Genomic DNA, 18,333 nt, shown 5'->3' on the forward strand with positions numbered 1-18,333 from the left:
TCCTGCTTTACTTAAAAAATGAGAGTCATACTTTCTCTGATTTTTGCCTATGCGTTATGCACGGGTTATTGTTTCTCGCAAAGTAAAAAAGAAGAAATAATTGACGAGATATGGGAATACTCGGGCGGTAAAAAGAACTGGAACGATTCACGCTTCCTGTCTTTTACCTGCCAGGCCAATTTTGGCGATAACACCCAGCTCAATGAGCATCTTTGGGACCGTTCTACCGGCGACTACCGTTTCGAGACCATGCTGCCCGATAAAAAACAGCTGGTGGTTTTATTTAACATCAATACCCAAAAAGGCACAGCATACATTAACCGGCATCGGGTTACCGGCGATGACGCAAAAAAATACCTGGACGCTGCCTATAAGGCGTTTGTTCACGATACCTTTTGGCTGTTAGCGCCCCTTGAGCTTGAAAATACCCCTACATCGTTGCAGGATCCTGAAATGCTCGACGGGAAGCTTTACCAGGTTATCCATGCCCGGTTTAGCAAAAAAAACGCCCCGGTAACCGATCTGTGGTTATATGTTAACCCCGAAACCGGGAAAATTAGCCAGTGGAAAGTACAACCGCCGTCAAAAAAAGGATTCAGGCTCTTTAAAAGCCAGCATTATAAAGATTTAGGCGGCGGCCTGCGTTTGGCAACCGTAAAAACCGGCGAAGACAATAACTGTTCTATCTCCTATCCCGTTGCCAGCGTATTATTAAGCGTAGAACCCGATAAATTAGTAAAACCATGACCTGGATACAACTCACCTCCCCACAGCAATTAGCGGACATTAAAAATTCCGCCGGCTACAGCATTATTTTCAAGCACAGCAACCGCTGCTCCATCAGCCTGATGGCAAAAAAGAAGTTTGAGCTGGATTGGGATGCCTTACCGGATGATACCGCCCTGTATTTTCTGGATGTGCTTAATCATCGCGATATTTCAAATGCCGTTGCCGAGCAATTCCAGGTGCATCATGAATCGCCGCAGTTGCTCCTGATCAAAAACGGCGAATGTATCTATGAAACCTCTCACGGCGAGATCTCTGCCGAAGAAGCCGCGGAGCAGATAGCTGTTTAACAAGTTGACCGAAGCTTACTCATAAATCTTTTTGGGGATTGCCTCCCTCGGGGCTGACCAAAAAGTCAAAAAGCACCGTCATCCTCCTGATCCCTCCCGTACATACGGGATCGCACAGGCGTTAAGATAAGAAGCTAAAAAGCCCCTGTCGTTATTTCGAGCGTAGTGAGAAATCTCCGCAGCAGTAGTACAGGCCGCCAATATGCGAGCTGTGCTATTGAGGCCTCTGCCAATGAGTTTACAGATTTCTCCTCGTACCTCGTTGAAATGACGTTGGTGTTGAATGTTCACTTTTTCGTTACGAAATACACTATTTTTTGTGTAGCCTGTTTTTTCTAAGTAGGTTTGAAGTTATTTTTTTACGACCGGTCGGGTAATTTTTGTTTTTACAATGCGTGTAGATAGCTCCAAGCCTTTTAAATTAGTGTATTCGGTGTGCAAGCATGATTTTTTGGGCTACCTGATAGAACCCCACGTTGTTCAGTTGAATCCCGACGGCGGATTTTCGTTAACCTACCAGCGATTATTTTCTAATACGGCTAAAGAATATGCCAAAACACTGACCGAAACGGATGTGAGGCTGATTAAGCTGCTGGAAGAAACCGAGCAGGGCAACATTATTAAGCGTTATTACAAAAAGCCCATACGTCCGGTTGAGTATTTCAGTAAGGTTTTTGACGATAAGCAGTTTAACGTTATCAGGCCAAAGATAGAAAAACGTATTCAGGAGGCTTTGGAGCTGCTTCGGGATAAGGAATTGTTCCTGATGAGCAAGGAGGGCTGGCCTGTGGAGCGCAAGCTGACCATTGCGGCCGAACCGGCTACGGTGCTGTTTCATTTCAGGCGTAATGAGCAGGAAACCCGCTACTTTCCGACCATAAAATACCAGGGGCTGCGTGTGGAGTTTATGTTTAAGGATGCGCAGATTATCAATAATGAGCCGGCCTGGCTGCTGGTTGATGATACGCTGTATTATTTTGAGCAGGATGTGGAGGGGAAAAAGTTTCAGCCGTTTCTGAATAAGCGCTATATCTCCATTCCTAAAAGCTCTGAGAAGGCTTATTTTGAGCGCTTTGTGGGGCCGCTGATTGAAAAATATCATGTGTATGCCGAGGGCTTTGAAATACGGACTGAAAAGTATGAGGCTGTGCCGGTGCTGAAGCTGATTTATGTTCCTAATGGAGCTTCGCAGCTGCAGCTTTATTTCAGGTATGGTGATTATGTGTTTGCCGCTTCGAGCGATAAACGGGTTTCGGTGCGTTCTGAACATCGTGGCGATGACTATGTCTTTCATCGCGTTAAGCGCTCATTGAGCTGGGAAAAGGGTAAGCTGGATAGTTTGATTCAGCTGGGATTGAAGGTTTCGGCCTCTTTGTTCTCTAACCTGGAAGTGGCGGCAGATAACGAGTTTTATTCGCTGGGTGTTATGGACTGGCTGAATGAGCATCATGATACGCTGGTAGCGCTTGGCTTTACGTTTGAGCAGCCGGATGGCAACAAGCGTTTTGTGTTCGGCAGCAGTCGCATTAACCTGGAGTTTCGTGAGAATAACGACTGGTTTGATATTTACGCCATTGTGCGTTTCGGGCAGTACGAGGTTCCGTTCATTGAGCTTAAAAATCATATCCTGAACCGCATCCGTGAGTTTGTTTTGCCTTCCGGCGAGATTGCCATTATCCCGGATAAGTGGTTTTCGCAATATACCAACCTGCTGCATTTTGTGCAGGGTAAGGAGCAGCTCCGTTTAAAGAAGCATTACATTGGCCTGGTCAATGATTTTGCCGAAAGTGAGCTGGCTCAGATTTCCATTGACCGTAAATTACAGCGTTTGGCCGGGTTTGATGAGATTGAAGATATCAGCGCTCCTGAACGGTTTAACGGAACGTTGCGCTCGTACCAGAAAGCGGGCTATAACTGGTTCCACTTTTTGCGGAAATACAATTTTGGCGGTTGTCTGGCCGATGATATGGGCTTGGGGAAAACGGTGCAAACGCTGGCCTTGCTGCAAAAAATCAAGGAAGAAAAGGAGGGAGAGGCTTCTACATCGCTGATTATTATGCCAACGTCGCTGATTTATAACTGGCAGCGTGAGGCGGAAAAGTTTGCTCCCGAACTGAAAATCCTGGCCCATACCGGTACATTCCGGAATAAGGAGGTAAGCCGCTTTATGGACTACGATGTGGTATTTACTACTTATGGCATTACTCGTGTGGATATTGATTTGCTGAAGGAACTGTATTTTCATTACGTCATCCTGGATGAGAGCCAGAACATCAAAAATTCATCGTCAAAGGCGTACCATGCGGTAAAGCAGCTTAAGTCGCGACACAAGCTCATATTGAGCGGAACGCCGGTAGAAAATTCGGTGAATGATTTGTGGACGCAGATGTCGTTTATCAACCCGGGCCTGTTGGGTAACCAGCATTTTTTCCAGAATGATTTTGTGACGCCGATAGAGAAAAAGAAGGACGATGATAAGGCCCGCAAATTACAGGCGCTCATCAAGCCGTTTGTATTACGGCGAACCAAAAGCCAGGTTGCTTCGGAGCTTCCGCCCAAAACCGAGCAGCTATTTTACTGCCAGATGAGCGAAGAGCAGGCTCAGTACTACGAAAAAACGAAATCGGAATACCGTAATGAGCTGTTACGCAGCATAGAGGAGGGCACGTTCCAGCAATCGCAGGTAAAGGTGTTGCAGGGATTGATCAAGCTGCGGCAGATTGCCAATCACCCGGAGATGATCGATGAGGAGTATACCGGTGAGTCGGGTAAGTTTGAGAACGTGATTCATACGCTTCAGAATGTGTTGTCGCGGGGACATAAGGTGCTGGTGTTTTCACAGTTTGTAAAACAACTGGCCATTTACCGTAAATATTTTGACAGGGAGCAGGTGCCGTATCTTTACCTGGATGGCGCAACCCGGAATCGTGGTGAAATTGTGCGTGAGTTCCAGGAGAATGATGAAATCCGGCTTTTCCTGATTTCCATTAAGGCTGGTGGTGTTGGGTTGAACCTTACCGATGCCGATTATGTATTTATTCTCGACCCCTGGTGGAATCCGGCGGTAGAGCAGCAGGCCATAGACCGCAGTCACCGTATCGGACAAACCAAAAATGTATTTATCTATAAATTCATTACCCGCGACAGTGTAGAGGAAAAAATACTGGCTTTGCAAAACCGTAAAAAAGTGGTCGCCGAGGCGCTGATAACTACCGAGGAAAGTTTTGTGAAATCGCTTACGGCGGATGATATACGGGAGATATTGAATTAAGATTTGATACCTTGTTAAGATTTGAACCTATACCAATAATTGGTATCTTTGAGTAAGATTTTTTGGTCATGGCTAAAAATACATCCATATTATTAGGCGATTATTTTGATAACTTTATCAATGAGCTGGTAAAGTCGGGACGTTATTCTTCTGCCAGCGAAGTTGTGAGAGCTGCTTTGCGGGTTTTTGAACAAGAAGAAAATACAAAAAAGGAGCTGATAAAGGAGCTGAAAAAAGGTGAAAAATCTGGCTTTGTAAAGGATTTTAGCAGGAATAAATTCCTGGAAAATCTTCATTCAAAACATTCTGTCGGTGACGTATAAAATTAGTAAGGAGGCTGCCGGAGATATTGAAAATATCTGGTTATATACATTTGAAAATTGGTCGGTTAAGCAAGCTGACCGGTATTATAACCTGATCATTGACGTGATAGAATATATTGCCTCGAATCCTGATTCGGGAAAAGACTATAGCCATGTAAGAAAAGGTTATCGTTGCTCAAAGGTAGGATCTCACCTGATTTTTTATCGTGTAAACGATGAAGTAGAAATAGTCAGGGTGCTGCATCAAAGAATGGATATTGAAAACCGGTTAAAAGAATAAGCCAGCTTTAATACAACGTATTCCGTTTCAGGTACAGCGTGTTATTAACGTTGTTAGATAGCTCACCGCGAAGGTTGGTTTCAAGCAATTGCGCTATACGGTCGTTGGTAAAGCCACGGCCCAGCAAGAACATCAGCTTGGTAACGGCAGCTTCATACGTCATGTCATAACCGTTTACAACACCCATATTCTTGAGCTCACGGCTGGTCTCATAGCGGCCAAGCTCTACCATCCCTACCTTACATTGCGAGATATCAAGAATGATCTTCCCGCTTTTTATGGCGATATGCAGACAATCTAAAAACCATTGGTCTGTGGTGGTGTTACCGGCGCCGAAGGTTTCCATAATAATGGCACGGGTGTCTGAATGAACAATGGCTTCTACCGCCTGCCTGCTGATGCCCGGGTATAATTTCAGTACGGCAATGGCATTATTTAATCGCTTATGTACTTTGAACACGCAATCGTCGCAGGTGCGAATGCTGGCATCGTTAAAGCGAAGGTGTACACCGGCTTCGGCCAGTACCGGGTAATTGGGTGAACGAAATGCCTCGAACTTAGCCGAATTGTATTTAAATGAACGGTTTCCCCGGAATAGCTGAAAATCGAAATAGATACATACTTCCGGAACACGGGCCTTGCCATCGGGCAATTTTGCCGAGGCAATTTCAAGTGCGGTGATCAGGTTTTCTTTGGCATCGGTACGTATCTGGCCTATGGGTAATTGCGACCCGGTAAATACAACCGGTTTGTTCAGACCTTCGAGCATAAAGCTTAATGCCGACGCGGTGAACGCCATGGTATCAGAACCATGCAGGATAACAAAACCGTCAAACTCATCGTACCGTTCTTCGATTTTTTCGGCGAGGTCTACCCATATTTCAGGCGTCATGTTCGACGAATCGATGATAGGATGAAACGAATGTACCGTAATCTGGTAGTTGAGCCGGTTCAGTTCGGGCACATTTTCAAGTATCTGGCCAAAATCAAGCGGTTTCAGTACGCCAGATCCCGAGTCATTAACCATACCTATTGTGCCGCCTGTATAAATAATGAGTATTCTGGTCATCGCTATCTGTGCCGAATTTCGGATTTAATTTTCTAAAACGGGAATGTTATCAAACACAAAAAATCTTTTTTGAATTTTCGGTGGTAATCTCAGCCAGCTTTTCTATCGACACCTGCTTTATATCGGCCACTTTTTGAGCGATATGGATTAAATAGCTGCTTTCGTTAGGCTTTCCGCGATAGGGAACCGGCGTAAGGTACGGTGCATCGGTTTCCAGCACGATGTGCTCTGCCGGAATATCAGCAACCACCTTATCCAATCCTGAATTTTTATAGGTTACTACTCCGCCGATACCGAGATAAAAGCCCAGATCAATGATTTTACGGGCTTGTTCTGTGGTTCCGGTAAAACAATGGAGTATTCCACGCAGCTTATCGTCTTTTTGCCTTAGCAGGATGCTGTAAACTTCATCAAAAGCCTCGCGGCAATGGATAACAATGGGCAGGTTTAATGTTTTCGCCCAATTGATTTGTACCTCAAACGCTTCAACCTGTATATCTAATGTGGATTTATCCCAATACAGGTCAATCCCAATTTCGCCGATAGCGTATATTTTACGTTTTCCGATTTCCCGGTGAATCTGGTCAAGCTCATCCCGGTAGGATAACGTATCTTCATCCGCTTGTAGCTTAACATCGCAGGGATGCAGGCCGAGCATGGGAAAGCAATGGTCAGGATATTTTTGTTGCAGACCAAAAACCATAGGGATGCTGCGGACATTTACATTGGGCAGAAACAACCGCGTTACGTTATTTTGCAGGGCACGCTGTACCTGCTCATCCAGCTCATGGCCGGTTTTATAGTAAATGTGGGTATGACTGTCGGTTAATATCATTGTTAAACAAAGAAGCCTCCTGTTTAACGGGAGGCTTCGCTTTTTATTTTTTTGTTGCGGGTTTTGCCGCCGGTTTAGCAGGTGTTGCTGCTTTTTTAACCGGTGTTGCCGGTTTTTTTGCAGTGGTAACCGGCTTTTTGGCTGCTGGCGCAGTAGTTGCCGCTGTTTTCGGCTTTTTCACTTTCACCAGGTCAATGTCAAATATCAGCGAGCTGAATGGTTTGATATCTTCTCCGGCTCCGCGTTCGCCATAGGCCAGGTCAGATTGAATGAGCAATTGTCCGCTTGCACCTTCGTTGAACAGTAGTAAGCCTTCATCCCAACCGGGGATCACATTGCCTTCGCCAACCACAACGCTTATAGGCTCATACGTGCGGCCGGGTTGTTGCAAGCCCGCTGTTTTGGCCACCGACTCAACGCTTGAATCGAATACTTTACCATCAACCGTACGACCGGTGTAGTTAACATATACGGTATCGCCTTTTACCGGCTTAGGTTTGGTTGAAGGTTTTGTAATGCGGTATAACAAGCCGGATGGTGTGCTTTGCAGCTCCAGCTTATTATCGGCAATGTATTTGGCCAGCGAAGCTTTTTCGTCCATTTTCATCTGATCCATGATCTTTTGGCGTTCGGCCAGCGCTTCTTCCAAGGTTTGTACCTGCTCAACTTTTATGGTAAACAGTACCGAACTTCCTTTGGGTAAAAAGGGAGGACGCTGGTCTTCGTGGTCTTTAAAAATAGAATCGGTTGGCAGCTTGATCAGGGCGCTGTCTTTTTCGGCTAACAGGGGGAATACTTCCATCAGGTCGGCGATGTTTTTTGATTCCTGAACCTGGATCTTTGCCGGCGAGCCATGCTCATAGCTGTTCATCAATACCGAATCTTTATCGGTTTTCTGGATAAAGTTGAAGGTAATCACATCGTTCAGCTTTATCTTTTTCCCGGAATTATCGGTAAAAATAGTGTACTGCAAACCTTTTGGCGTAGTTTTCATAGCCGGTGCAGGTGCTGCCGGTATAGCCACGGGAATTACTTCGGTTGTTTTAGCTTTCGCCTTATCTTTTTTGCTTTGTGCCTGGGCATAACTGCACCCTATCAGTGCCAGTAATGCTAACGAGAATACTTTTTTCATTCTGAGATTAAAGAACAATATCCGGAAAGCCCTGGTGTAGGTTAAACTTTCCGGATATGTTTCTTTGCAGTTTTTAATTATTTAGCAGGAGCGGGCGCTGCTGGTGCTGCAGCTACCGGCGCTTGTGCCGTAGGATGAATAATATTTACAATTTCGATATCAAATATCAGCGGAGTGTACGGCGGAATAGCCTGGTTGCCTTGTTGTCCGTAAGCCAGCTTTGATGGCAGGATTAAAGTTGCCTTAGTTCCTTTGGGGAACAGCATCAAGCCTTCGTCAAATCCGGGAATTGAGCCGCCTGCACCTACCGGGATCTTGATAGGTTTGTACGGACGCATCTGGTTGAAATTTCCTGATTTTTTGGCAACTTCTTCTATGCTGGTATCGAATACTTTTCCGGTCAGGAATGAACCGGTGTAGTTTACCTCAACAGTATCGCCGGCTGCGGCTTTTTCGCCCGAACCTTGCTTGGTTACCACATATTTTAATCCCGATGCGGTTACTGTGGGTTTTAAATCTTTGTTTTTAACATAAGCATCTAATTTGCCGGCTTCCTGGTTTTTGGCAGTTTCGGCTTCTGCTTTTAAGTATTCATCGATTTTGCTGTGGAAAATGCTGTCGTTCATATTTCCTTTCGGAAGCACTTTGTCAATTTTAATGTTGTAAACCAGGTATTTTCCTTTGGCGTTCTGTGGTTTTGGGCGACCCATCTTTTTCTCCATCGAATCCATATTGATCTTGAAGGTAGCGCTGTCGCCTTCGCTCAGCAACTTTAACGCTGCATATAAATCGCCTTTAAAAACAGATTTTTCTTCCAGCAATAATGACGGGCGGTCGTAATCATAAGAGCTGTATAATACAGAGTCGCCTTCTGTTTTTTCTATGGCTTTGAATGCTACAAAATCGCCTTCCTTAATAGTTGGGCCTTCCTTATCGGTGTTGATCTTGTACAGCATATCGCCTTCACCTTTTTTAAATTGCTGGCAGCTTGCAAGTGCAAGGGTAGCAAATCCTAAAACAATTAAATTTTTTTTCATTTGAGTAATTTTGTTTTTTTAGTGGCAATGAAGCTATCATGAGCATGTTAACTCATCCTGGTTTGTGAATTTCTACAGGCGCTCATGATGGTTTCATTTCTAAGTTATGTGTTATTGTATTAAAAGATTTTTATAGTCGGGTAATATAGATTTAAAACGGTTAACGGTTTGTTCTAACGATTCTTCGGAAGTGCCACCCGCCGCATTACGGTGACCGCCGCCGTTAAAGTATTTCTTGCAAATTTCGTTGGCCGGGAAATCGCCTGTAGAACGTAAAGATAATTTTACCTTGTCAGACCGCTCTACAATGAAAGCGGCTAAACGGATACCATTAATGGTTAAGGCGTAATTTACAATACCTTCAGTGTCGCCGGTTTTGATCTGGTATTGTTCCAGTTCCTGCTTGCTTACACTGATAAAAGCGGTGCGGAATTCCGGCAGAACCACCAGCTTATTCAGCAGGCAATAACCTAAGAAGCGCAGGCGGTTTTCGGTAAAATTATCGTAAACCAGCTGATGAATATGCCAGTTTTCGGCTCCGGCATTAATCAAATCGGCAATAATATGATGCACCTGGGCCGTGGTGGTTGCAAAACGGAACGAGCCGGTATCTGTCATAATACCGGTGTAGAGACAAGTGGCTACATCCTTATTGATGAGATTGCGGTCGTCCATCAGCACGGTAATGAAATCATAAACCAGTTGGGCCGTAGCGCTGGCGTTAATAGACCAATGCCGGTAATCGTCAAAACCTTCCGGTTCCAGGTGATGGTCTATCATTACCTTAACAGCGTTCGATTGCCGTACCAGCTCGTCCATATCGTTTATCCGCGAAAGCGCATTAAAATCCAGGCAAAAAATAATGCTGGCATCGGCTATCAATTGTTTGGACAAATCGGGATTCTGTGTGTAAATGGTCACTTCGGGATTACCGGGCAACCAGTGCAGAAAATCGGGATAGTCGGTCGGGGTAATTACCCGTACCCTATGCCCTTTCTGTACCAGGTAATTGTACATACCCAATGACGAACCCATCGCATCGCCATCGGGCTTATGATGCGTGGTTATAACAACGTCCTGGGGTTGCAGCAATAAATCTTTCAGCGAAGCCGTATCTAACATGTTTTATAAAAAGAATGCAAAGCTATTAAAAACCTGCATCATACAATAATAACATTAAATAATTATCATCAAGCGTGTTTGCAGAATAAAATTACTTAGAACGTGATTTTTTTATTTTTTGTATCGCTTAGGCGATATTTTTAAAAACCGTACCTTTGCGCCAATTTTTTAAAAAGTTCAACATGGCAACCAACAGAACATTTACAATGATTAAGCCTGATGCCGTAGCTAACGGATACATTGGCGCTATTTTAGACGATATTACCAAGGGCGGATTTAAAATTGTAGCCTTGAAATACACCCGCCTTTCTGCCGAGAAAGCCGGTGAGTTTTATGCTGTTCATAAAGAACGTCCTTTTTATGGCGATTTGGTTTCATTCATGTCATCAGGACCAATCGTAGCAGCTATCCTGGAAAAGGATAACGCTATTGAAGATTTCAGGAAACTGATTGGCGCAACTGACCCGGCTAAGGCTGAACCCGGAACTATCCGTAATAAATATGCCAAGTCTATTGATGCCAACGCTATTCACGGCTCAGATTCGGATGCTAATGCCGAAATTGAAGGAAACTTTTTCTTCAGCGCTTTTGAGCGTTTTTAAGGGAGAATATTTTAAGGGTTTTTAAGATAGGGCGCCGCAACGGGCGCCTTTTTTGTTGGTGCTAACGCTACTAACACTGGACTTTTGTACGCGAGTTAAGCAAAAGTTTAAGACAAGCCTTTTATCTGTTCCCAAGAGGTTTACAGAAGTATATATTCCTTACTTATAGACTAATTCGGTTCAGATAATATTTCTTAAACCAGTATGAAATTTCCTCTTTTGGAATATCATCCCAGATTTTATTTTCGCCCGATTTTTTGAAATGTCCTACCAGTCTGAAAGGTTCGTTGTCAATTGAGTTATCAAAGAAAAATGCCTGATAAGCAATTTCAGCAGCATCGTAAAGAAGTTCCAAAGCCCGGTAATATCTTTGTTCAATACGTTCGGAAGGAACATTATGTCCACCCTCTCTAACACGTAACTCCACACGGTACTTATTGATTTCCGGAGATTCGGTAGCAACAAAATAAAGATATACTTTGTACCCTGCTTTTACAGCCTCTTGCATAATATCCAGATTGGATTTATGAGAGAATACTGTTTCAAAAGAAAATCTCTTTCTTGCATCGAGAAGGGCTTTCCTTAAATATCTGGCGGTTATTTGTGCCACCCGGTCGATATTTCTGTCAATTAGTAATTTGAGATGATTTTTATTAAGCTCGAAAGATTGTTCAAATTGCTCTCTGGTAAAGTTTCCAAATAGTAGGCCGCTTTTATCCGCAAAATCTAAAAGTGTTGCTTTTTCACAGCTCACCTCATAAGCTGAAAAGGTAAAAGAACCTGATGCAATGCTTTTCGCTATATCATCTGCATTAACATAGATGCCAATATCGAGCTTGAGGTTACTGTTGTTAACCTCTGTTTCGCGAATTTTTTTAATAACAGTACTTTTTCCAGAGCCATTTGGCCCGGCAAAGATTCGCAGCCTAAGTTGTGGAGTATGTTGTTCAGGCACCCTGGGATTAAATCACTTGCAGTTTCTTTATTTGTTCAACTGTTCCGTCCTGGTGTTGCTTTACAATCCAGCCATCTTTTACCGTAACTACATATCCCATAAGTTCCATTGCATTTTTTGCTGCAACTTTACCTGCACTTTTGGCTTTATTGACCAGGATTCTTTTGGTTAGATAAGCAAATCCATCACTGGTTTTGCTTCTGGACAATCTTTTTGTTTTTGTAGTCATAATGATTAAAGATATGAAATAAAAGATTGTTTTCAAAAAGGATTAATCTATCAACTATCTTCTCATGACCTATACACCATCACCCATCTCCCCAACAAATTCAGCCATTGCTTTTCCGGGATTGTCTGTTTTCATGAAGTTCTCGCCTATCAGGAAGCCGTTAAACCCGGCTTGTTTGAGCTCTTTTATGGTTTGCGGATTACTAATGCCGCTTTCGGAGATTTTTAAGAATTGATTAGGAATATGCTTAACCAAATCGTACGAATGTTGTACGCTTACAGTAAAATCAACCAGGTTGCGATTGTTTACGCCTACGGCATCAATGTCGTGGCATAAGCTGCGTTGCAGCTCTTCCTGGTTGTGCACCTCCAGCAGCACATTGAGTCCAAGCTTTTTGGCTTGTGCTGCCAATGTTTTCAGATGTTGTGGCGTTAATATGGCTGCAATAAGCAGGATAATATCGGTGCCAAGCGATTTGGCTTCAATAACCTGGTATTCATCAATCATGAAATCCTTCCGTAGAATGGGAATCTGATTAGCGTTGCGTGCCGTTACCAGGTCGGCAGTGCTGCCACCAAAAAAGCTGCTGTCGGTTAGTACAGAAAGCGCTGAGGCAGCGGCATCCGCGTAAGCACGGGTTACTTCAATGACATCCGCCTGGTTGTTGATGATGCCTTTTGAAGGCGATGCCCGTTTAAATTCTGCGATGATGCCGGTACGTTGCGGGTCTTTAATAAAGTCGCTTAAAATGAAGCAACTGCGGTGAAAAAATTCCGATTGCTCCAAAACGTTTACCGGACGGGCTGCTTTTGCCGCTTCGACTTCATCTATTTTTTTTACGACAATTTCTGAAAGAATCCCGCCGGGATTTAATAAACCGGGATGTGTTTGCGTGTACGACATAAGCTGCTTAATTCAGGGTTAACCAGTTGCTAATCATTTTTTTACCATGCTCTGTTAAAACCGATTCGGGATGATATTGCACACCACGTACATTGAGCCCGGTGTGTTTTAGCGACATCATCACCCCATTGGCGTCTTCGCCGGTAATTTTTAATACATCGGGTAAATCGCTTTTGTTTACCGCCCACGAGTGGTAACGACCTACTTCGAACGTTTCGGGAAGACCGGTATATAGGGGTTCTGTGTTATCTGTAATATGTATGGTAGTAGCCCTGCCGTGCACGGGACTTGAGAGGTTATACAGGCTGCCGCCAAAAACTTCGGCAATGGCCTGCATGCCTAAACAAATACCTAAAATGCTTTTTGTGGCCGAATAGGTGCGGATTACATCCAGCAGGTGTCCGGCTTCGGATGGGATGCCGGGGCCCGGCGAAAGCAAAATCTTATCGAACTGTTCTACGTCGGGCAATTCAAATTTATCGTTTCTCCAAACGGTTACTTCGCGGCCACACTCGTACAGCAAATGCACCAGGTTAAAGGTAAATGAATCGTAATTATCGATAACCAGAATCTTGTCCTGGTTTTGCGGATGGTTATTTTCGGTGCTCATTACTAATGTAAATTGCTTTAATTGTTTAATTGTTCTATTGTTGCGTGTTATGGGTTACGTGTTACGGGCCTCATAACTCATAACTTTTAACTCGTAACACTTTTTTACTTGCGGACTTTCCCGACTTCCGGACTATAAGCTATGAACCATGAACTATAAGCTAACTTAAATCTCTTGTGCCATTTCAATGGCTTTGCGCAGGGCCATGATTTTGTTATTTACTTCATTCAATTCACTTTGCGGGTCTGAGTCGGCAACCAGCCCGAACCCGGCCTGGTAGTGCAATACGTTGTTGCGGCTCATGAACGACCGTATCATGATGGCATGGTTAAAGTCGCCGTTAAAGCCCATATAACCGATAGCGCCGCTGTAAAATCCGCGTTGCTGGTTCTCATAACGGTTTATCAGGGTTAAGGCCATGTATTTGGGTGCGCCGCTCAGTGTTCCGGCCGGAAAGGTATCGCCAACTACATAAAAAGGGTCGGCGTTTTGCCTGAGCTGACCGGTTACTTTTGATACCAGGTGGATAACATGCGAATAATACTGTACTTCTTTAAATGCTTTTACCGTTACATCGGCACAATGGCGACTCAAATCGTTGCGGGCAAGGTCTACCAGCATCACGTGTTCGGCGCTCTCTTTCGGGTCTTTTTCCAGTTGCTCGGCTAATTGCGCATCGAGCATATCGTTGCCGGTGCGTTTAAATGTGCCTGCAATGGGGTAGATGGCGGCTTCGCGACCTTTGATGGTAAGCTGGGCTTCGGGCGATGAACCGAAAATCTTAAAGTTGCCATAATCAAAATAGAACAGGTACGGCGATGGGTTAATGGAACGCAAAGCCCGGTAAACGTTAAATTCATCGCCGGCAAAGGTTCGTGAAAATGCCCGTGAAGGCACAATCTGGAAGACGTCGCCACGATAAATATGCTGTTTTATGCGGTCAATTAACGACAGGAACTCTTCATCGGTGAAATTGGTTTCCTCGTTTCCGGTGGTGTTAAAATGATATTCGGGAAAATCTTTGTTCTGGATGAGATACTGGATTTTCTCCAGTCCCTGGGCTCCATCCGGTTGCAGGCTATGCTCAAAAATATACAGTTCGTTACGGAAATGGTCTATAGCGATGACGTACCGGTAAACATGATATTGCATCAGCGGGATGTTCCGGCTGTCGTTGCCTTTTTTCTCCAGGCGGATATCTTCAAAATGTTCAATGGTTTCGAACGTGAAGTAGCCGAACAAACCGTTTGATATCAGCTTTAAATCCGGCACGCCGCTGCTGGTAAAGCTATCGCGAAAGCGGGCTATTTCTTCCTGCAAATTAATATTGCTTGCCGCAACCTGCCGTTGTGTTCCATCGGGAAAATAGCTGGTCAACTGTTCATCGGTTAATATAATTCCGGCTATAGGGTCGCAGCATACATAGCTCATGCTGTTTTCGCGACTGTGATAGTCTGAGCTTTCAAGTAAAACGCTGTTTGGAAAAACATCGCGTAAGCGCAGGTAAATGCTTACCGGTGTGGTTGTATCGGCCAGCAGTTTTTTGTACGTGGTATGTAAGGTGTACATCATGTTATGTGTTAAACAAAAAGCCCGACGTTCTTTTACAGCGTCGGGCTTTTAATATATCTTAATTATTGAGTCTCTCTGATTATTAATAAGCATACAATTGCCCGGCGAAGGTGTGATTACCTTGCCACCACCAGCTTTTTGTATGGATTGTTGTGCTCATCGGCAACAAAAGTATGAAGCAAAATCTGAATTGCAAATTTTTATTCAGTTTTTATTGCATAAAGTCAATCAGCGGACGTTGGCTCATAATAATGCCTACGATGATGATAATGAATGCAAGCGAGTAAAATATGGCGATGGTGCGGTGCTTGGCTGCCGTAGGCGTTATCTTTTTTGATTTGGAATGGCCAATGGTAATCAACGCGATGGCAATAAGCATGATGACGATATGCTCAACCGTCCAGTAACGTAAGGTAGCGTCTTTCATGGATACGCCCATATTAAAGTTTACTAAAGGACTTACAAAATACAATATAAGGCCGAGGAGGAACTGGATATGTGCCGAAACCATGGCGAATAGATTTAACCGCCGGGTATTGGCTGTATAGTTTCTGCCACCGAACCATCCGGTATATGATACCAGCAATGCGGTTATAAGCAATATCAGGACAACATACCTGAAGCCTGAATGTGATTCTAATAATACTTTATACATGGTTAATGGGTTTATAGTTCAAAGTAAACAAAAATTTACCATTAGAAGCTGTTTAAAAATGAAAAAGATAGGTTATACAGAGGGGCTGGTGGAGACACCAGCAGCGGCAGGAATACGTGCAGTTTATCCGGGTCAGCTTTTACGCTTACCCAACCGGCATCATCGCGTAATCAGCAGCCATCCGCGTAAAGGAGGCGTATTATTTTTCAAATCGATGAGGTAATAATAGATTCCGGCCGGTAAATTCTGATTATGGCTTTGCCCGTTCCAGGGAGTAGGGTAGCCGGTACAATGGAATACGTCATTGCCATACCGGTTAAAAACACGTACACTAGCCTGTGGATAGGATTCAAGCGCCGTAATATTCCACACATCATTGATGCCATCGCCGTTAGGCGAAAACGTATTCGGAATGATAACCTTATCGTAAACTTTTACAGTCACCTGGTCTGTGCTGATTCCGCAGCCGTCATTCGAAGTTACGGTTAAGGTGTAGGTCATGTCATGAGCCGGAGTTGCTACGGGGTTTAGCTTGGCAGGGTTATCCAGATAATCGGCTGGCGACCACTGATATGTAATATTATCTCCGGATGCGCTTCCTGCCAGCATGATGCCGTTACCCTGCACGGTGCTTTTGTCTGGCCCGGCATTAGCTACAGGTGGCTTTAATACGGTAACCGTAACATTTTTTGTGGCGGGACAGGCGCTGCTGGCATCGTAAATAGACACGGTGTACGTTGTCGTAGCGGCGGGGCTGGCCACCGGGTTGGGGCTGCTTGCATCAGATAAGCCGGTGGCCGGAGACCATTGATACGTTACACCTCCGGATGCCGATAATACGGTGCTGCTGCCGGAGCAAATGCTTACATTATTACTTACCGAGGCCGAAGGCCGGCTTCCTATAGCAACGGTAGTTTGCCCGGTAGCTTTGCAACCGGCTGCTGATGTTACCATAACGGTGTAGGTTCCCGCATTATCGTCTGTTATATTGGCAATAGTTGGATTTTGCAGAGCAGAGGCAAAACCGTTTGGCCCGCTCCACTGGTAACTTACGCCACCCTGGGAGGTAAGGTTTAAGGTTTCGCCTACACAAAGCGGACTGTTGCTTGCAGTGGTAACCTGTGGTACGGCATTGATGGTAACCGTTAATGCCGATGAAACAATACGGCATTGCGTATTGCTGAAATTTGCAGCTTCGCCAACTGCTAAGCGATATTGGTAGGTGCCTGCGGTATTGGGGTTTACTGTAACCGAAGTGCTGGTTGCGCCGGCAATATCCGTCCAGCCGCTGTTGTTAGCGTTAACCTGCCATTGATAAGCTGGCGTAGTGTAGCCGCCTGAGTTTACCGAAGCGTGAAGGTTTACCGGTTGTATAGCATCGGCGCATATAGTTAGGGTGGATGAATTGCTGGTATTCATTCCGGCATCAATAACAGGCCCGTAAGGTCTGAAGGTAATATCGTCCAGCGCCAGGTCGTTAGCGGGAGCACCGCCGGCGCTGTTGTTACGCATCCTGATAACTACGTCGGTAACATTGGCGGGTGTTGAGAAATTAAAGCCAAACTTTTTCCATACCGGGCCGCCGGAGGTAAGCGGGATACTGCCTGTGGTATAGCTGTTCAGGATGGTTCCTCCCGTGGTTTCTATGGTGAATGTAATGTTCGGCGGACTGGTATCGCTTGAGCGGAGCAGGTTGACCACCCAGGCCGAAAACTCGTACGAAGTATTTGGGCACAGGTTGCTTACGGTTGTTTTGTAAAAGTAATCGGTTACAGAAATGCTGGCATTAACTACCATCATGTATCCGTGTGTACCGCTAACATCGCCGGTATGGTCTTGTGCAGACCACCACACGCTGCCGGAACTCGCAGTGCTTTTCATCACGGTGTATGAGCCATCGTTGGGAAACGCCTGGGCCACATAGCTGTAGCTTGTTGTGCCGGCAGGTAAAGCGCCGGCGTATGTGGCGGTTCCGTTGCCGAAATCCTCGGTAAAGATTGGGTCTCCAAGCGATTGCGCCATTGTCTGCCGGTACAGCAATGAGCAAGGTATCAGCAGGATGATTCGACGTAGAGCGGTAATATGTATCATGCCTCCGGATAGGTATAACTGCATACCGAAAGGTTCCCCTGCATTTTCAATGTAAAGGTAGACCATGAGTTGCCCCCTTGCTGTTCCGGTATGGCCAGAATCAGGTATTCGCCAAAATGCTGTACCAGTAAAAACTCGCCCGTAGTATACGTGAGTGATATTTTATGAAGTGTTTTATCGGTTATACTTGAATTAATGATATGCATCTGGCAGTCATCAAACGGGAGATAATCAATTCCTGCCAGATGCGGCAAATACGGTATCTGGTGACTTAATAATTCGATATGGTGTAGAATGGCGAACTGTGTTTTATAATGCAGCGAATTAGCTTTGATATTGGCGCTGATAATTTCTTTGAAGGTGTCAAATCCATTATCCGGATTGTATTCCTGCACCTTGAGCAGGAACTCGTTATAACTATCGTGAAAAATACGTTGTGCAAAGTTGCCCGGAGTATTATTATCGATAATCTGTTTATAGCTTAATCGTACCAATGCATGAATCATGATTGCAATTATTAATGTTAACGGAAGGGTCTGGCTGCGAAGCAGCCAGGGACCCTGTACATTTC

At 44.7% G+C, this 18,333-nt stretch carries 19 protein-coding genes; 6 read left to right on the forward strand and 13 right to left on the reverse strand.

Going from position 1 to position 18,333, the window contains the following annotated elements; genetic code table 11:
- Positions 1-18: 18 nt before the first annotated feature.
- The 5 genes from FW774_RS02590 (at position 19) to FW774_RS02610 (ending at position 4,950) form a co-directional block, all read left to right on the forward strand.
- Positions 19-747, forward strand: coding sequence for a hypothetical protein (locus FW774_RS02590; RefSeq protein ID WP_149346587.1), 729 nt, complete (start codon positions 19-21; stop codon positions 745-747).
- Entirely contained in the window at positions 744-1,076 is a 333-nt protein-coding gene (gene ytxJ / locus FW774_RS02595; protein WP_149346588.1) for a bacillithiol system redox-active protein YtxJ, read from the forward strand. Before FW774_RS02590 ends, ytxJ begins: the two co-directional genes overlap by 4 nt.
- 391 nt (positions 1,077-1,467) lie before the next feature.
- Positions 1,468-4,347 (forward strand): DEAD/DEAH box helicase, encoded by a 2,880-nt coding sequence (locus tag FW774_RS02600; protein ID WP_149346589.1) that lies wholly within the window; start codon positions 1,468-1,470, stop codon positions 4,345-4,347.
- A 68-nt stretch (positions 4,348-4,415) separates the two neighbouring features.
- Complete coding sequence (locus FW774_RS02605; protein ID WP_149346590.1) at positions 4,416-4,670, forward strand: type II toxin-antitoxin system ParD family antitoxin; 255 nt, start codon at positions 4,416-4,418, stop codon at positions 4,668-4,670.
- A complete protein-coding gene (locus FW774_RS02610) occupies positions 4,660-4,950 on the forward strand; it encodes a type II toxin-antitoxin system RelE/ParE family toxin (protein ID WP_149346591.1) in 291 nt (96 codons plus the stop codon). The genes FW774_RS02605 and FW774_RS02610 overlap by 11 nt, the downstream gene beginning before the upstream one ends.
- A 7-nt stretch (positions 4,951-4,957) precedes the next feature.
- Here FW774_RS02610 and FW774_RS02615 read toward each other — a convergent pair whose 3' ends face one another.
- The 5 genes from FW774_RS02615 to FW774_RS02635 form a co-directional block, all read right to left on the reverse strand.
- Positions 4,958-6,019, reverse strand: a complete 1,062-nt coding sequence (locus FW774_RS02615) for an asparaginase (protein WP_149346592.1) — start codon at positions 6,017-6,019, stop codon at positions 4,958-4,960.
- A gap of 49 nt (positions 6,020-6,068) precedes the next feature.
- A complete protein-coding gene (locus FW774_RS02620; RefSeq protein ID WP_149346593.1) occupies positions 6,069-6,854 on the reverse strand; it encodes a TatD family hydrolase in 786 nt (261 codons plus the stop codon).
- A gap of 43 nt (positions 6,855-6,897) precedes the next feature.
- Complete coding sequence (locus FW774_RS02625; RefSeq protein WP_242457680.1) at positions 6,898-7,986, reverse strand: FKBP-type peptidyl-prolyl cis-trans isomerase; 1,089 nt, start codon at positions 7,984-7,986, stop codon at positions 6,898-6,900.
- Between the two features lie 77 nt (positions 7,987-8,063).
- Entirely contained in the window at positions 8,064-9,023 is a 960-nt protein-coding gene (locus FW774_RS02630) for an FKBP-type peptidyl-prolyl cis-trans isomerase (RefSeq protein ID WP_149346594.1), read from the reverse strand.
- A gap of 111 nt (positions 9,024-9,134) precedes the next feature.
- Positions 9,135-10,145, reverse strand: coding sequence for a DHH family phosphoesterase (locus FW774_RS02635; RefSeq protein ID WP_149346595.1), 1,011 nt, complete (start codon positions 10,143-10,145; stop codon positions 9,135-9,137).
- A 182-nt stretch (positions 10,146-10,327) separates the two neighbouring features.
- On the opposite strand from FW774_RS02635, the gene FW774_RS02640 reads away from it, so the two are divergent.
- The gene (locus tag FW774_RS02640; RefSeq protein ID WP_149346596.1) at positions 10,328-10,747 is read left to right on the forward strand and encodes a nucleoside-diphosphate kinase; all 420 of its coding nucleotides are present in this window, start codon (positions 10,328-10,330) and stop codon (positions 10,745-10,747) included.
- Between the two features lie 163 nt (positions 10,748-10,910).
- Here the strand turns inward: FW774_RS02640 and FW774_RS02645 are convergent, their stop codons facing one another.
- From FW774_RS02645 to FW774_RS02680, 8 genes are all read right to left on the reverse strand, one after another.
- Positions 10,911-11,702 carry a zeta toxin family protein gene (locus FW774_RS02645; protein WP_149346597.1) on the reverse strand — a complete coding sequence of 264 codons (792 nt, stop codon included), beginning with the start codon at positions 11,700-11,702 and terminating at the stop codon, positions 10,911-10,913.
- Between the two features lie 7 nt (positions 11,703-11,709).
- Positions 11,710-11,931, reverse strand: a complete 222-nt coding sequence (locus tag FW774_RS02650; protein ID WP_149346598.1) for a hypothetical protein — start codon at positions 11,929-11,931, stop codon at positions 11,710-11,712.
- Positions 11,932-12,000: 69 nt separating this feature from the next.
- Positions 12,001-12,834, reverse strand: coding sequence for an indole-3-glycerol phosphate synthase TrpC (gene trpC, locus FW774_RS02655; RefSeq protein WP_149346599.1), 834 nt, complete (start codon positions 12,832-12,834; stop codon positions 12,001-12,003).
- A 7-nt stretch (positions 12,835-12,841) separates the two neighbouring features.
- Complete coding sequence (locus FW774_RS02660) at positions 12,842-13,444, reverse strand: anthranilate synthase component II (RefSeq protein ID WP_149346600.1); 603 nt, start codon at positions 13,442-13,444, stop codon at positions 12,842-12,844.
- 165 nt (positions 13,445-13,609) lie between these two features.
- The gene (locus FW774_RS02665) at positions 13,610-15,016 is read right to left on the reverse strand and encodes an anthranilate synthase component I family protein (protein ID WP_149346601.1); all 1,407 of its coding nucleotides are present in this window, start codon (positions 15,014-15,016) and stop codon (positions 13,610-13,612) included.
- A gap of 211 nt (positions 15,017-15,227) precedes the next feature.
- Entirely contained in the window at positions 15,228-15,671 is a 444-nt protein-coding gene (locus FW774_RS02670) for a cytochrome B (RefSeq protein WP_149346602.1), read from the reverse strand.
- A 159-nt stretch (positions 15,672-15,830) separates the two neighbouring features.
- Positions 15,831-17,786 (reverse strand): gliding motility-associated C-terminal domain-containing protein, encoded by a 1,956-nt coding sequence (locus FW774_RS02675; RefSeq protein WP_187774786.1) that lies wholly within the window; start codon positions 17,784-17,786, stop codon positions 15,831-15,833.
- On the reverse strand, positions 17,759-18,268 hold the full coding sequence (locus FW774_RS02680; RefSeq protein ID WP_149346604.1) for a hypothetical protein: 510 nt from the start codon (positions 18,266-18,268) through the stop codon (positions 17,759-17,761). The genes FW774_RS02675 and FW774_RS02680 overlap by 28 nt, the downstream gene beginning before the upstream one ends.
- Positions 18,269-18,333 lie beyond the last annotated feature (65 nt).

This window comes from Pedobacter sp. BS3, from assembly GCF_008274585.1.
In the GTDB taxonomy this organism is placed as follows: domain Bacteria; phylum Bacteroidota; class Bacteroidia; order Sphingobacteriales; family Sphingobacteriaceae; genus Hufsiella_A.